This window comes from Parapusillimonas sp. JC17, from assembly GCF_052180245.1.
GTDB lineage: Bacteria > Pseudomonadota > Gammaproteobacteria > Burkholderiales > Burkholderiaceae_B > Parapusillimonas.
The window spans coordinates 2,513,642-2,527,925 of the sequence record NZ_CP197474.1; the positions used below are offsets into that span (position 1 = coordinate 2,513,642).

Consider the following 14,284-nt stretch of genomic DNA (forward strand, 5'->3'; position numbering starts at 1 on the left):
ACCGAAGCCGCCTAATGCCGAGGGTGGTTTTTCCGATATAGCTCCCACTCCTCGATTCGGGTTCCATCGGACAACACGCACATGGTCACATCTCCTTCGGGGCGCTGCTTGATATCGAGCGTTCCTCCGCGCTCAATGCAGTACACGGAAGCGGGGTTCGGCATGCCGACGGCTCGCATTGGATCGGGCCCGGACACAGTGCAGCCAATCATCGACACGGCAACCAGAACACTCCCAAACTTGTACATGGCTATTCCTTTTCAGTTTGGAGGAATTGTACTTCCGGCCCTGCTAAGGGATCACCCGGGCAGAACTCAGGAACGAATTGGCAAGACGGCGCCAACGGCAATGAATGCTCCGCCACACGTCCGGTTGAATCGACGACCTGCGCGAGCCAGCCATGGGCGAACATGACTGGCAGCGTTTGCAAACAGATATTCGATTACGAATTCGGTCACCGCGTATGTAGTGGCCACGACGGCAAACTGGACCGCCACGCTGCGATGCGGATCCAGGAATTGAGGCAGCAGTGCGCTGAAGAAAAGCAATCCCTTCGGATTGGTGACAGCCGAAAGCAAGCCTTGACGAAACAGCCCCCAGACATTGACAAGACCTGGCGCATGCCCAACGGCAACGTTTATGGGCGGGGAGCGCCACAGCCTTATGCCAAGCCATATCAGGTAGATGCCGCCCACCCATTTCAAGACGGTGAGCCACACGATAGACGACTTGACCAAGGCGCCGATGCCGAACATGCACAAGGCGATGATCACCACGAAGCCGATAACGCCACCCGCTATGGTGAACAGCGTACTCCTACTGCCATGCAGCGCACCGTGGGTTAACGCCAGCAGACCGTTTGGACCAGGTGTAAGAGACAGGCCGATGGACGTGAGAAAAAACAAAAGCCAGGTTTCAAACTGCATTAGGACTCCAAATCGGCTGAGGCTGCCAAGCGTGAAGTGCCATCAACTGCGGTTTGGCGACTTCGCCACCGCCGATCGCGACATCATATCCCCTATTTCTATTCCATTTTCCCTAAAAAAACTGTATAAATACACAGTTTTTTTTGGAGCATCCATGTATACCATCACCCTTCAAGACCTGCCCGCCGACGTCTCCGAACGCGCCAGGCAAGACGCCGAGCAACGATTCCGCCGTACGCTAGAACGAGCCCTAGGCGGCCCCGAAGCCATCGTGCAGGTCTATCGAGCCTGGCAGACTGCGGAAGAGACGGCGGAGTCCGAAATGTCGGCGGACGACATTGCTTTGGCCAAGCGCTGGATCTCGGCTTCGATGCGGGCAAGGAACGATGGGTTCCGTGACCTGGGAGAGACCGAAGCTTGGTTTGAGGTCCGGTTGGAGTAAGCGCATGCGCATGTCCGTGGCATCGATCGTTTACCGGATATCGTTGAAGCGTGACAAGTAATACACCGTGAGCGTAAGCGCCACCCAGTGCGGGTCCTGGTCCGTCTCCGGACCACCGTCGATTTGAGGTTCCACCAATCCGTCTAGTGAAGAATGGAACGTCATCAGGCCGCTTTGGTGAAAGCATATCGAGAGAACGGTGTCCCAGCGCTCTCTGTCGTATTTGTCCAATTGCACTCTTTCGACCGCAAGAACGCCGATCAAGTCCTTCGGGCTACCCGCCCATGCGCTCCGCAGCCTGCCTAGGGATGTTGGCGTCGATATCGTCAAAAGAATGTCTTTGCCATCGGAATTTTCTACCGTCACGCCAGCATCTGAAAAAAGCGGCATTCCGCAGCATTCGGCCATTTTCTCGGCAAATCCCTGCATCTTGCTCTGCGTCGTAGCCGCATTGCGCTTCAAATGGAAAACATCCTCGATACGGATCATGAGGCCTCCGGCCCGAAACCTGGGTGATGAAACGGCACATTATGCCACCGCCAAATTGAACGGCGTCCTTGGATTGCCTTCAGGATGCACCGGCGGAAAAAAGATGTTCGTACAGAATCAGCGAGCCGATCCCGATGAGGGCGATGCCGCCCAAGATTTCGGATCGCTTGCCCGCTATGGCGCCGAGCATCCTTCCCACCATGACGCCCAACGTTACCATCAGCAAGGTCGCCATGCCGATCGCAAGGGCTGTGATCAATATATTGTTGTCGATGAAGGCCAGAGTCACGCCGACGGCCATGGCGTCGATACTGGTGGCGAAGCCCGTCGCCGCGAGTATCCAAAACGAATGCCTGTCCTTGGAGACCGCGTCTTCCGGGTCCCCGGTCTTACAGCCGTTGTACATCATGTGCAGGCCCAGCACGCATAACAGCGTGAATGCGATCCAATGATCCCAGGCCTCGACATAAGGCGCCGCGACCGAGCCCAGTGCCCAACCGACAAGAGGCGTTACTGCCTCGATACAACCAAAAATCGCGCCGGTACGCAAGGCTTCCGAGAACTTCGGCCGCTTCAGGCTCGCGCCTTTGCTTACGGCTGCGGCAAATGCATCGGTGGACATCGCAAAGGCAATGACGAGGGTAGAGAACCAGGTCATGTGGGAAATCGCTCCAGCCGGGCAGACACGAAGGATCGCCTCGCGCCCGGCCTGTCGCGAAAACGACCCTTGGTCTCGCCATGCCTTTCGGCCGCCAGCGCCATGGTCGAACGACCAAGAATGTTGACGCTGGCCTTCCGGCAGACGCCGGAAGCAGGCTACTCCCCAAGAGGAATGCGCATTCTACCCTCTCAATGAGATTCATGCGACTGCACCCCGATGCTGGAAAGGGGATTCCCGAAGCCTAGCGGGAGCCGGAGCCGGTCGCGCCCGAGCCACCGCCGTCCGACCCGCCCAGGCCGCTCGAGTCACCGACACCGCCGGCACTTCCGTTACCGCCGGTTCCACCGGTTCCTCCTGTTCCGCCGGTACTGCCGCCATCTTGCCCGCTGGTGCCCAGGCCAGATGATCCGTCATTGGCATTGCTTCCACCCGCGCTTCCTTGCTTGTCGCTTATGTGCTCGGCGGCGCCGCTTCGGTCCAGGGGCGGCGGTGTGGTGACAGCACCCTTGCTGGTTTCCGTCTGCGAAGGCGTAAGCGGTGGATTGGATGTCGACGAGCCAGGGTTGGTTCCGTTGGGGCCGCCCCCGCTTCCGCTGGCCTGCGCGAAGACTGCCGGCGCGGCGATCAAGGCTGTCGAACATAACACTGCTGCAAGAGACTTTTTCATAACTTACCTCCGATATGGCCGAAATGGCATGCGAAGTTCAGCAATGCGTGTGCCACGACATTCCTTCCAGTCGAGTAGGAAGGCCTTCTTCGTTCAGCGCAGCGGCAAAAAGCTCAGGCCGGTTCGCATTTCGAACTCCTCGTAGCTCATCGGCGGCCCCACCCGACTCTGCGGACTGTTGGCCTGCCAATGCGCCCACGCCTTGCCGGTGGTCGCATCGTAGACAACCTTAAATAGATGACTGGGAACGGCGACCCGCCCGGCGCCGATCGTCATGGACCGACTGTCGTACACCGTGCCGGTAAAAACGAAGACATCGCCGGCGGCACGCATTACGTACTTGCGTGTATCGTCTTCGACCTTGCTCCAGGCACCGCCGTTGTGACGCTGATCTTGCGGAACCATGTTGGCCAGGCTGAAACTTTGCGCCATGGCTTCCGGTGTATGCATGTCGGCCGCCGGCGCCATGTGGCCGCGCGAATAGCCCGAGCCCCGGTAATCGTCCAGCTCGGCACGTTCGGCGGCAGGGAGACGCGCTTCCGGATAGAACTTGTCTGCTCGTGCCACGCTTCGCGCCTGGAGGAGCATCTTCCGGTTCAGGCGTTGCGCAACGAATACCGGCGCCTTCGCCTTTCCATCATGCAGTACGGCGAAAGCACTGAAGCAAAGCTCACGCAGCATCTGCGAGGAAGGCACGACGGGGGGATGCCCGCCGGGGAAAAACTGCGGGCATTGCGCAAAGCGCGTTTGAACCCGTGGGCCGGAAGCAACGGCAAGCGGCGCCATCTGCGCCTGGTCTGGAAAACCAAGCTGCGAAAGTATGGGTTCGAGGTGGATCTCATCACGCAGTTGGGGATTCAGGGCGCAACTGGCAATGCTGAATGCTGTAGTGGCAGAGACGACGAACGCCCGTAAAAATCGTTGGATCGAGTCTCGGGGCTTTCGCTTGGGGCGGGAGCTGCGCTTTCTGGGTCTGGACTTTTTTGTCATGCGGTGTAATTGTAGCGAGCGCGTAATGCGCCGGGCTTCCCCGCGTGACAACTCCTTGACCACGGAACCTCAATCCCGCGTGTTTATTACAGTTTCGTGAAGTAACCACGGGTTATCCCTAGACTTATGCACAACTTGTGGGGATAAGCCGGTGCGCCGGGCGGTTTCAGTCCGAATCGCGAGACCTGGGCGCCGGCCTGGCCTCTGCGCCGGGCACCGCAATGCCATGGACCATGTGCAGGTACTGGCGATGACGCTCGTATTGGTCCAGGATGTCGCCGATCACTGCCTCTTCGCTCCATCCCATGATGTCGTAGTCTTGTCCGCCCTCGCGCAAAAACACTTCGGCACGGAAGTATCGCCGCTCGTCTTCGTTGTCGAGCTCGTCCGATGTCAGGACCGGCCGCACCTGCTCCAATGGCCAAACGGCGTAGGCGAAGTCCATGTATTCACCATGATGATGCACTTCCAGGCTGATTTCGTCGTTCTCGCCTTTCTCCAGGACATCCGCGTCGTAGCCTTGCTGGCGCAGTTCGCTTGCGACGGCATGCATCGCGGGCAGCACGATGTCATTCATGAAGCGCAGGACATTATCCCGCTTGGGCATCATGACGATATTGCGCAGCCTTCTCCGCCATGATTCGCGGTTGCTGGGCGGGGCGCTGCGGGTGATCGTCTGATACCGTATGCGTCTTTTGGTCGCGTCAAGCTTGAGCGCCTTGAATACGCCCCACAGTGCGAGCAGCAAAATGATCGAGAATGGCAGAGCACTGGCAATGGTCGCGGTCTGCAATGCCTCCAGGCCGTCCGCCAGCAGCAAGGCAATGGCCACGACACCTATCAGCAAGGACCAGAAGACACGCTGCCAGACTGGAGAGTTTTCCGCGCCGTTGGAAGCCAGCAGGTCTACGACCAACGCTCCCGAGTCGGCCGATGTGACGAAAAAGACGATCACCATCACGATGGCGATAATGGAAGTAATGGTGGACAGCGGCAATTGCTCCAGGAACACGAAAAGAGCAAGCGAGCTGTCCTTTGCCACCGCGCGTGCAAGATCCTGGAGCCCTTCGACCAGGATGAAATGGATGGCCGTATCGCCAAATACCGTCATCCACATCAATGTGAAGCCCGCCGGAACGAGCAGCACACCGCATACGAATTCACGAATACTGCGCCCGCGCGAAATCCGGGCGATGAACAAGCCCACGAAAGGCGACCAGGCGATCCACCACCCCCAATAGAAAAGTGTCCAGCCACCTATCCATTCGTTCGGCTCGTAGGCATAGAGATTGAAGGTCTTGTACACGATGTCCGACAGATACGCACCGGTATTCTGTACAAAAGTCTGGAGCAGGAATACGGTAGGCCCTGCCACGAAAACGAACAACAGCAGCCCCAGGGCCAGGGCGAGATTGATTTCCGACAGGATGCGTATGCCCCGGTCCAGTCCGCTGGCTACCGAGAGCGTGGCAAGCAGCGACGCAATGACGATGAGCATGATCTGTACGGTGGCGCTGACCGGAATACCGAACAAGTGATTGAGTCCGCTGTTGATTTGCGCCACGCCGAGGCCGAGCGAGGTTGCAATACCGAAAATCGTGCCGATGATGGCGAAAATGTCGACCGCATACCCGATGGGGCCGTAGATCCGGTCGCCGATCAGCGGATACAGGGACGAACGCAGCGTCAGCGGCAGGCCGTGCCGATAGCTGAAAAAAGCCAGCACGAGCCCGACCATGGCATAGATCGACCATGCATGCAGGCCCCAGTGGAAGAAGGTGATCTTCATCGCTTCGCGCGCCGCATCGACGGTGGCAGGGTCCCCCACCGGCGGCGCAACGTAGTGCATGACGGGTTCGGCAACACCGAAAAACATCAAGCCTATTCCCATTCCCGCGGAGAACAGCATCGCGAACCACGTGACATCGCGGTAGTCGGGTTGGCTGTGGTCTGGCCCCAGCTTGATGTCGCCATAGCGGCTCACCGCCAGGAACACGACGGAAAGCAGAATGATCGCTACGGTCAGAATATAGACCCAACTGGCGTTGCGCAGTATCCATTCCTGAATAGCGCTGAATGTGGCTTGGGCGGAGGACGGCGCTGCCACGGCAAAAATCACTGTGATCAAGGTGAAGGCGGCCGACGCCATGAAGACAGGAGGATGCAGGGTTCTTTTCATGAATTCTGGTACGCTTGAATTCGCGCCGCTCGGACGTAGCGGCTTCTACTCTGACGCCGATATCCGCATGATGACTCCACCGCTCTCATTTCGCAATGCCAATCACGACGACCTGCCGGCCATCGCAGCTTTGCTTGCGGATGACGATATCGGCGCTACCCGCGACGGCCCACGATTCCTGCCCGCGTATGCGTCCGCCCTGGATGCCGTGAACGCTCAAGCAGGAAATTCCATTATTGTGGCCATGCTCGACGGACAAGTCGTTGGCGTATTGCAACTGACGCTCATTCCCGGGCTTTCTCGGGGAGGGATGCTGCGCGCCCAGATCGAAAGCGTTAGGGTCGATGGCCGGCACCGAGGCCGGAACATCGGTGGAAAGCTGTTCGAGCACGCCATCGAGCTGGCCCGGAACGCCGGTTGCGGAATGGTCCAGCTTACCAGCGACAAGCAACGTTCCGACGCCCTGCGCTTCTATGAAGGACTGGGGTTCAGAGCAACCCACGAGGGCTTCAAGCTGGCACTATGAGTCCGAAGCGGCGCAGCGCTCGCTTCATTTCTTCTGGTCGCGGTGGGTCTTCGGAAATGTTATGAATCGCCATACATAGATGACCACCACCAGAACCACGACACCCAGCGACACCGGATCGAGCCACTCTTCCAGCACCTGGTAATCGTTGCCCAGCCAATAGCCGAAAAGCGCCAGGAAAGCCGTCCATATCGTCGTGCCGATGGACGTGAAAATCAGGAAGCGGGAAAGCGGCATTTCGGAAAATCCGGCAGGTATGGAGATCAATGTCCGGATTGTCGGTATCAGCCGGCCGAACAGCACCGCCCAATGCCCGTGATCATCGAACCATCGGTCGGTGCGCTCCAGATCCGTTCGTGTGAGCGTAACCCAGCGGCCGTGCCGGTCGGCCAAACGCTTGACCCTCTCCTGATCGAACATTCGACCTATGCCGTACCAGAAAAGCGCTCCCGCCAATGACCCCAGCGTGCCCGCGATGATGACCAGGACAATGCTGGTTTCGCCGCGCGAGGCGGCAAAACCCGAAAGCGTCATGATGAGTTCGGATGGTATGGGGGGAAAAACATTTTCCAGGAACATCAGGAGCGCTATGCCCCAAACACCCAGCGTATCGATGACGTTTTCAATCCAGCTTGCCATGTCGCTCTATCTCAAAGGTAAAGGGAGGTATGCTAGCAAACTGTGAGCGAGCACGCCTCCTTCCGCCTGAGGCGGGCCACCATCATGCCTTCCATACGATGCGGTCGCCTTCGTCTTTGCTGTTTATGCAGGTACCGCATTCGTGCCATGCCAGTTCGCGCCTGATGGTTTTGCCTTCGCACAACATCAGTATGTATCCGTAGAAAACCGTCTTGTGATCGACTTCGCCGCGCGTATGCAGAAAAGCCACCCGGCCGGATTGGGTCGTGTAAACGCTCACTTCGGTTATTAGAGCCGCCACGGTAACGCCTCCAATTAAAATGACTGCTAGGGCCTGTTAACGCTAAAAGGTAGGCGGCACTGGCCCCAGGTTTCAAAACGCAACAATCCATTGTGGCGCTGCAGCTTACAGAAAGTCCACGAATTCTGTGCGATTGTGAAGCTTCATGACAATTCATGACAAATCTGTCAGTCAAAAACTACACACCGCTCCATTTCCTCCTGTAATCGCTCCAGCGAGACGTCCGTTCTCACGACATGATGAAAAACACGCCATGCATTAGGCAATGGTTCCATATAAGCCGTTTGCAGTTCGAGCACCCGCGACGTTGCATCGGAGGGATCGGCCCGTGCTTCGGCGCGCCGCAAAATCCGCTCCAGCATCACCGGCACGGGCGCCCGGCACTCCACCACAGCAAAAGGAATGCCCAGGCCTTCGGCCATGAAACGCATGCTTTCGCGCTCATGATGGCGCAGAAAGGCAGCGTCAAGGATGACCGGGAAATTCGCCTGAAGCAGCACGCCGGCAAGCTCAGCCAATCGGGCATAGGTTCGCTCATTGGCCTGTATGTTGTATAGCGCCGCCGGGTCCCGTGGACGGTCCAGGGCGGCCAGGCCGGCAAGACGCTTGCGCTCCACGTCCGACCGTATGCGGATGCCGCCCAGGCGCTCCGCCAGCATGCCCGCCACTGTCGACTTGCCGGATCCACTCATTCCCATTGTCAAAATCAGCCGTGCGCGCCTGGATGGCCTGGCAAAAGACCAGGCCAGATTCCAGTATTTGAAGAACGCGGCATGGTTGCACCGCCCCAGCAGGCTCAATTTCGCCCGCACCAGTGCCTTGGAGGCCGCATAAGCGTACAACAGGCATAAGCCCTCGTAATCGCCGGTCCGTTCGATGTAGTCGTTCATGAGGCGCCACGCCAGAGGCTCGCAGGCACTGGCGCACAGGTCCATGAACGTGAAGGAAACATCGTTGATCACATCGATGCGGCGCAAGGCCGGATCGAACTCCAGCGCATCGAAGGCAATCACGCGCCCTTCCCATTCCACGATGTTGCCCAAGTGCAGATCGCCATGGGCTTCGCGCACCCACGCTTGTGCAATCCGCCGTTCCCGCAGGTGCTCCAGCCCACCGAAGGCTTTCTCCAGCACCGACCGCAGCGCCTCGACTCCGACATTCGTCTCCAGTGTCGGCGTGTTCGCGCCGGCGGCGATTTCATTCAGGCTTTCATTGGCCCAATGCCAAGCATTCTTGGCGGGCACCTCCGCAGCGGGAATCGGGGGCAGCCGCAAGTGAAAGTCGGCGACATGGGCAGCCAGCTGTTCCATATGCCGTCGGGTAAGCCGCCCTTGGCGCGCCAGGACATCGAATCCGCCTTCGGGATCGAAGCGACGCATGCGCAGCGCCCAATCAATGGGCTCGCCGGCCCCATTGATCTCCGGGTCGTCCGGAGAACCCGTGATGGGCAGCACGTCCAGATACAGCGCCTCGGCGGTACGGCGATTCAACTGAAGCTCCAATGCCAGGAAATGCCGCCTGGAAGCCAAGGTGGAGAAGTCCAGGAAAGGCAGCTGCACGGGCCGCTTGAGCTTATAGGCGTGATCTCCCGCCAGAATGATCGACGAAGCATGCGTATGCAAAAGAACGGGCGAATCCTCATGGCGCTTCCCCAGCCGCCGGATCAGGCCGGCCAGCAGCCGTTCGTGGTCGATGTGTGCTTGCGCGTTCGGTATCAAAACAGCCCTTTGAGAAAAAGGAAGCCGGGAAACTTCGGCAATGAGCAACATAGCATCCTTCTTCAGCCGGCGCTTCGATGCTTGATGTTTCACGTAGGCAGCCACAAAATCAGTATGATCTGAACTTCTGCGCTTGCAATGCCGAAGACTTGAAGACGGCGTGGGCGCTCGCATCCAATGCCATGGCAAAATAAGGAAAACTTCCATGACCGCAGCCGTCTGGACAGACCAGCAGGTTCTGAATCAACTCATCAACGAAACCGTTTGGACCTTGCCCGTTCTGAGATTCGGCTTCCCGGCCACAGCCCGGGAAACCGTTACCCTGCAAGGCGAAGCAACGAGCTTCGTTCCATTGGATGACGCGCAGCAGGCGATGGCGGTGCTGGGGATGGCGGCGTGGGCCGATCTCATCGCCATTCCGGTGCAGCAGACACCGGCTACTGCCGCGAATCTGCGATTCGGCCTGACGACGACCGACATCGAGTTCGCCCATGCATACTATCCTCCGGTCGGTTCCATCTGGTTCAACGGAAAAGAAGCATCCTTGCTGAACCCTGCCGTCGGCAATTACGGCTTCAGCACCTATGTGCACGAAATCGGGCACGCATTGGGCTTGAACCATATGGGCGACTACGGCGGCAAAGGCAACTGGCAGCCCTCTTCCTATCAGGACAGCGTCGTTTATTCGATCATGTCGTATTTCGGCCCCGAGGTTGGCGAGGGCGAAGGACAGGTCGCCTGGGGCAACTGGAAGGATACCAGCGGCAAGGTCATCAGCCCCCAGACGCCCATGCTCAATGACATTCTCGCCATCCAGGCAATATACGGCGTCTCCAATGCCCGCGCCGACCATACCGTGTATGGCTTCGGCTCTACGGCGGAAGGCGTCACTGCACAACTCTATGATTTCAGCATAAACAAAACACCTATCCTCGCACTGTACGACGCCGGCGGCATAGATACGCTGGACCTCAGCGGGTGGAGCACGGACAGCCATATAAACCTTGCGCCAGGTTCTTTTTCGTCTGCCAACGGCATGACGAACAATCTGTCCATCGCCCGCAATACCATCATCGAAAACCTCACGACCGGCGCTGGAAACGACAAACTCATCGGCAACCACGCCCACAATGTGCTGCGCGGAGGCGCCGGAGACGACATCTTTGTGGGCAGTGCGGGCAACGACATGCTTCACGGCGAAGACGGCGACGATAGCGTGCAGTACATGGGCTCGGCCGCCGACTTCCGACTGGCATACCATCTGCCCGACGACAGCCACACCATTGCGGACAGCACGGGCGCATTCGGAACGGACAGGCTCTTCAGCATTGAAAACGCCATCTTCAATGACGTGTCCGCGCCTGTCGCCAGCCTGACACCCACCGTGATGCGTTTCTACAATCCCGCCAATGGTTCGCACTTCCATACCGCCAATGCGCAAGAGGCACGGGCCCTTTATCTCGATACGCCGGAGTTCATATACGAGGGGGTGTTGTTCAACCGCGTCCTGAAGAAAGACTCAACCACGGTGGACGTTCATCGCTTCTTCAACACAGCCACTCAGTCGCACTTTTACACGGCCGACGAGCATGAAGCCGCGTTCGTGCAGACGTCTTTCCCGTCTTTCGTGTATGAGGGCATTGCCTATTGGGCCTCGGCCGTCAAAACACAGGATTCAGTCGAGGTGCATCGCTTCTATAATGCGCAGAAAGGGTCCCACTTCTACACCGCCGACGCGGCCGAAGCCGAGCATGTGCAGCTCGCTCTGGCGGGCAGCTATGCCTACGAAGGCGTGGCCTATTACGCCGGCACGGCATAAGCCTTCGGGCCTTCTGGACAGTCGACCGCGCATGGAGAACTTCGGAACCTGGCTGGCGCTGGCGCAACCGGGCGTATCGATACTCATCGCGGCATTGCTGGCGCTGGTATGGCGGTTCGACACCAACCTGCGGCATTTCATGTCGGTATCGGCGGCTTTTTTGTTCTACGGCCTGGGCATGGTGATGCAGATCACCTTGGTGCCCGCGCACCTGCCGCTGAACATCATGCTGTCCGGCGTCGTCTATCTTTCCGCGGCGGTTGCGCTTTGCCATGGACTCGTCACGCTGGGCGGCAAGCGGGCACCGTGGCTTGCGTTTTCAGCACTGTTTGCGTTGACCCTGGCGATTCGCGCCTACTACACCTTTCTGGAGCCGGACAACGCCACGCGCGTCTATGCGCTCCAGTTCGCATGCGCAGCCTTGCTGGTCGTCGCTGGCTGGCGCGTACGCCATTTCCGCAAGGGCCTGGGTTCCGAGCGGCTCCTCTACTGGCTGGTAATGGGTTTTGCGTTGAGCTTCATCCTCCGCGCCCTGTCGACCATAGAGGCCGGTTCGCAGCGCTACGGTTATGACACCACGCTGTACTGGGTCGTCACCCAAATCACCTTCTACGGCTTCGGCATCTGTTTAGCCGTGGTGTTCCTGATGGCGAGCGCCAGCCGTGCGCTGCACATCATTCGCCAGGCCAGTTATCTGGATCCGCTCACGGGCATCAACAACCGCGCGGGATTCCGTACACTGGTGCGGGCGGCCCTGGCCGGCAGCACTTATTACGCCCTCATCATCATGGACATCGACCATTTCAAGAAAGTGAACGACCGGTACGGCCATGCCGTCGGAGACAAGGTGCTGGTGCAGCTGGCGCGCCTGCTCTCGCACGGCTTGCGCCCGGATGACGTGGCCGCCCGCTATGGCGGCGAGGAGTTTCTTATTTTCCTGCCCCAGACGGATGGCCGCACCGCGCTGGTCGTGGCAGAGCGATTGCGCAGGAGCATCGAACAGATGGATCTGCCTTCCATCGCGGAAGGGCTGTCCTGTACCGCCAGCTTCGGTGTCTCGCAATTCGACGCAAATCATCCCGTCGATCAGGCATACCGCAAAGTCGATGCCCTGCTCTATTCCGCCAAGGCCGATGGGCGAAATCGCATATACGGCGACGCCTCTTCATCCTGACTTCAATCAATCAATATTTTAGGATCCACCCGGAGCCCCCATTATGAATACCTTTGGAACGCCATTGTCCCCTTCCGCCACACGTGTCATGCTGCTGGGATCGGGAGAGCTCGGCAAGGAAGTGATCATTGCGCTGCAAAGGCTCGGCGTCGAGACCATCGCCGTCGACCGCTATGATCACTCGCCGGGCCAGCAAGTCGCCCACCACGCCCACCGCATCACCATGAGCGATCCCGAACAGCTGCAGGCACTCATTCTGCGCGAGAAGCCCGACCTGGTCGTTCCAGAGATCGAAGCGATCGCCACCCAGACGCTCGAATCGCTCGAAGCCGCCGGCGCCGCGCGGGTCATTCCCACCGCCCGCGCAGCCCGCTTGACGATGGACCGCGAAGGCATTCGCCGCCTCGCCGCCGAGACCCTGCAACTGCCGACGAGCCCCTATCAGTTCTGCGACACGCTGCAGGAACTTCAGGCCGCCATCGAACAACGCATAGGCTATCCCTGCGTAGTCAAGCCGGTCATGAGCAGTTCGGGCAAGGGTCAAAGCCGGATCGACGGTCCTGAAGACATCCAGCGAGCGTGGGATTACGCCATGACGGGCGGCCGTGTCAGCCATGGCCGCGTCATCGTTGAAGGGTTTGTCGATTTCGACTATGAAATCACTTTGCTCACGGTCAGGTCGCGCGCCGCCGACGGCAGCATCGAAACGCAGTTCTGCGAACCCATCGGACACAAGCAGGTCGACGGCGACTATGTCGAAAGCTGGCAGCCGCAGGCCATGCACCCTGCCGCGCTGCAGAAAGCTCAGCAAGTGGCCAAGGCGATTACCGACGATCTGGGCGGTCAAGGCGTGTTTGGCGTCGAGTTGTTCATCAAGGGCGATGAGGTATGGTTCAGCGAAGTCAGTCCTCGCCCGCACGACACGGGCATGGTCACGATGATCAGCCAATGGCAGAGCCAGTTCGAGCTGCATGCACGCGCCATCCTGGGCTTGCCGGTCAACACCGCCCTGAGAACCCCGGGCGCGAGCGCCGTCATCTACGGCGGCGTGGATGCGCAAGACATCGTTTATGAAGGCGTGGCCGAAGCACTGCGTGTACCTAACACCGAGCTGCGGCTTTTCGGCAAGCCCGAAAGCCACGTCAAGCGCCGCATGGGCGTCGCGCTGGCGTACGACAATGATCTCGACACCGCTCGCGATCACGCGCGCGAAGCCGCCCACCAAGTGAAGCCGCGCCTGCCCTGATATGGAGTGAGGGATCAAACTGCTTTGAGGGGGTCAGACCCCGTACGGGGTCTGACCCCATGTGAACTGCTTTAGGAGTCAGGCCCCGTATGCCCTGCTTTAAGGGGTCAGACCCCGTACGGGGTCTGACCCCATGTGAATTGCTTTGGGGTCTGACCCCTGCATGCCCCAGATGAGCGATCGCCGGCCACGGAACTACAAACCCTTGTCGTCACGGGTTTTTTGCAAAGTGCCCACGGGTTTTCCCTAGAGTTATGCACAGAATCTGTGGGTAACCTGTGAAGGCCTACACTCTTTCAATGATATCGATACGATCATCGATCAACGATTGGCAATGCCCGTCCGCCGACCACGCGTACCACTGCTGCACCACCGCGTGCCGATCTTGATGCAGGACATAGCCGAAGTAGCGTTGCTCGCCATCATCAGCATTGCTGTCCAGATCGCTGATGAACGCGAGCCTCCCGCTACGCGTCACATACACCCCGCAGCCGGTTATGATGGTAT

At 59.0% G+C, this 14,284-nt stretch carries 16 protein-coding genes and 1 riboswitch; of the genes, 5 read left to right on the top strand and 11 right to left on the bottom strand.

Going from position 1 to position 14,284, the window contains the following annotated elements; translation table 11 throughout:
* Window positions 1-11 precede the first annotated feature (11 nt).
* Together ACSBPU_RS12070 and ACSBPU_RS12075 are read right to left on the bottom strand one after the other, a co-directional pair.
* Window positions 12-248 (bottom strand): putative hemolysin, encoded by a 237-nt coding sequence (locus tag ACSBPU_RS12070; protein WP_442592364.1) that lies wholly within the window; start codon window positions 246-248, stop codon window positions 12-14.
* A 66-nt stretch (window positions 249-314) separates the two neighbouring features.
* Window positions 315-926, bottom strand: coding sequence for a LysE family translocator (locus tag ACSBPU_RS12075; protein ID WP_442592365.1), 612 nt, complete (start codon window positions 924-926; stop codon window positions 315-317).
* A 154-nt stretch (window positions 927-1,080) separates the two neighbouring features.
* Between ACSBPU_RS12075 and ACSBPU_RS12080 the strand changes: the two genes are divergently transcribed.
* Window positions 1,081-1,368, top strand: coding sequence for a hypothetical protein (locus tag ACSBPU_RS12080; protein ID WP_442592366.1), 288 nt, complete (start codon window positions 1,081-1,083; stop codon window positions 1,366-1,368).
* A gap of 30 nt (window positions 1,369-1,398) precedes the next feature.
* On the opposite strand, the gene ACSBPU_RS12085 is transcribed toward ACSBPU_RS12080, so the two are convergent.
* The 5 genes from ACSBPU_RS12085 to ACSBPU_RS12105 form a co-directional block, all read right to left on the bottom strand.
* Window positions 1,399-1,857 carry a hypothetical protein gene (locus tag ACSBPU_RS12085; protein ID WP_442592367.1) on the bottom strand — a complete coding sequence of 153 codons (459 nt, stop codon included), beginning with the start codon at window positions 1,855-1,857 and terminating at the stop codon, window positions 1,399-1,401.
* 79 nt (window positions 1,858-1,936) lie between these two features.
* Complete coding sequence (gene mntP, locus ACSBPU_RS12090; protein WP_442592368.1) at window positions 1,937-2,515, bottom strand: manganese efflux pump MntP; 579 nt, start codon at window positions 2,513-2,515, stop codon at window positions 1,937-1,939.
* A 5-nt stretch (window positions 2,516-2,520) separates the two neighbouring features.
* A riboswitch (yybP-ykoY riboswitch) is annotated at window positions 2,521-2,688 on the bottom strand.
* Between the two features lie 71 nt (window positions 2,689-2,759).
* Complete coding sequence (locus ACSBPU_RS12095; RefSeq protein WP_180068092.1) at window positions 2,760-3,185, bottom strand: hypothetical protein; 426 nt, start codon at window positions 3,183-3,185, stop codon at window positions 2,760-2,762.
* 93 nt (window positions 3,186-3,278) lie between these two features.
* A complete protein-coding gene (locus ACSBPU_RS12100; protein WP_442592369.1) occupies window positions 3,279-4,175 on the bottom strand; it encodes a DNA/RNA non-specific endonuclease in 897 nt (298 codons plus the stop codon).
* A gap of 166 nt (window positions 4,176-4,341) precedes the next feature.
* A complete protein-coding gene (locus ACSBPU_RS12105) occupies window positions 4,342-6,354 on the bottom strand; it encodes a BCCT family transporter (protein WP_442592370.1) in 2,013 nt (670 codons plus the stop codon).
* Between the two features lie 70 nt (window positions 6,355-6,424).
* On the opposite strand from ACSBPU_RS12105, the gene ACSBPU_RS12110 reads away from it, so the two are divergent.
* Window positions 6,425-6,880, top strand: a complete 456-nt coding sequence (locus tag ACSBPU_RS12110; RefSeq protein WP_442598331.1) for a GNAT family N-acetyltransferase — start codon at window positions 6,425-6,427, stop codon at window positions 6,878-6,880.
* A 24-nt stretch (window positions 6,881-6,904) separates the two neighbouring features.
* On the opposite strand, the gene ACSBPU_RS12115 is transcribed toward ACSBPU_RS12110, so the two are convergent.
* The 3 genes from ACSBPU_RS12115 to ACSBPU_RS12125 all read right to left on the bottom strand — a co-directional run bounded on the left by ACSBPU_RS12115 (window position 6,905) and on the right by ACSBPU_RS12125 (window position 9,589).
* The gene (locus tag ACSBPU_RS12115; RefSeq protein WP_442592371.1) at window positions 6,905-7,519 is read right to left on the bottom strand and encodes a DedA family protein; all 615 of its coding nucleotides are present in this window, start codon (window positions 7,517-7,519) and stop codon (window positions 6,905-6,907) included.
* An 82-nt stretch (window positions 7,520-7,601) separates the two neighbouring features.
* Complete coding sequence (locus ACSBPU_RS12120) at window positions 7,602-7,820, bottom strand: hypothetical protein (protein WP_180068088.1); 219 nt, start codon at window positions 7,818-7,820, stop codon at window positions 7,602-7,604.
* Between the two features lie 167 nt (window positions 7,821-7,987).
* Window positions 7,988-9,589 carry an AAA family ATPase gene (locus ACSBPU_RS12125; protein WP_442592372.1) on the bottom strand — a complete coding sequence of 534 codons (1,602 nt, stop codon included), beginning with the start codon at window positions 9,587-9,589 and terminating at the stop codon, window positions 7,988-7,990.
* 154 nt (window positions 9,590-9,743) lie between these two features.
* Between ACSBPU_RS12125 and ACSBPU_RS12130 the strand changes: the two genes are divergently transcribed.
* Genes ACSBPU_RS12130 through purT form a run of 3 tightly spaced genes read left to right on the top strand, consistent with a single transcriptional unit; the run spans window position 9,744 to window position 13,777 of the window.
* On the top strand, window positions 9,744-11,357 hold the full coding sequence (locus ACSBPU_RS12130; RefSeq protein WP_442592373.1) for a M10 family metallopeptidase C-terminal domain-containing protein: 1,614 nt from the start codon (window positions 9,744-9,746) through the stop codon (window positions 11,355-11,357).
* Between the two features lie 31 nt (window positions 11,358-11,388).
* The gene (locus ACSBPU_RS12135) at window positions 11,389-12,531 is read left to right on the top strand and encodes a GGDEF domain-containing protein (protein ID WP_442592374.1); all 1,143 of its coding nucleotides are present in this window, start codon (window positions 11,389-11,391) and stop codon (window positions 12,529-12,531) included.
* Between the two features lie 43 nt (window positions 12,532-12,574).
* Entirely contained in the window at window positions 12,575-13,777 is a 1,203-nt protein-coding gene (gene purT, locus ACSBPU_RS12140; protein WP_442592375.1) for a formate-dependent phosphoribosylglycinamide formyltransferase, read from the top strand.
* 286 nt (window positions 13,778-14,063) lie between these two features.
* Here the strand turns inward: purT and ACSBPU_RS12145 are convergent, their stop codons facing one another.
* Window positions 14,064-14,255, bottom strand: a complete 192-nt coding sequence (locus tag ACSBPU_RS12145) for a hypothetical protein (protein ID WP_180068083.1) — start codon at window positions 14,253-14,255, stop codon at window positions 14,064-14,066.
* Window positions 14,256-14,284 lie beyond the last annotated feature (29 nt).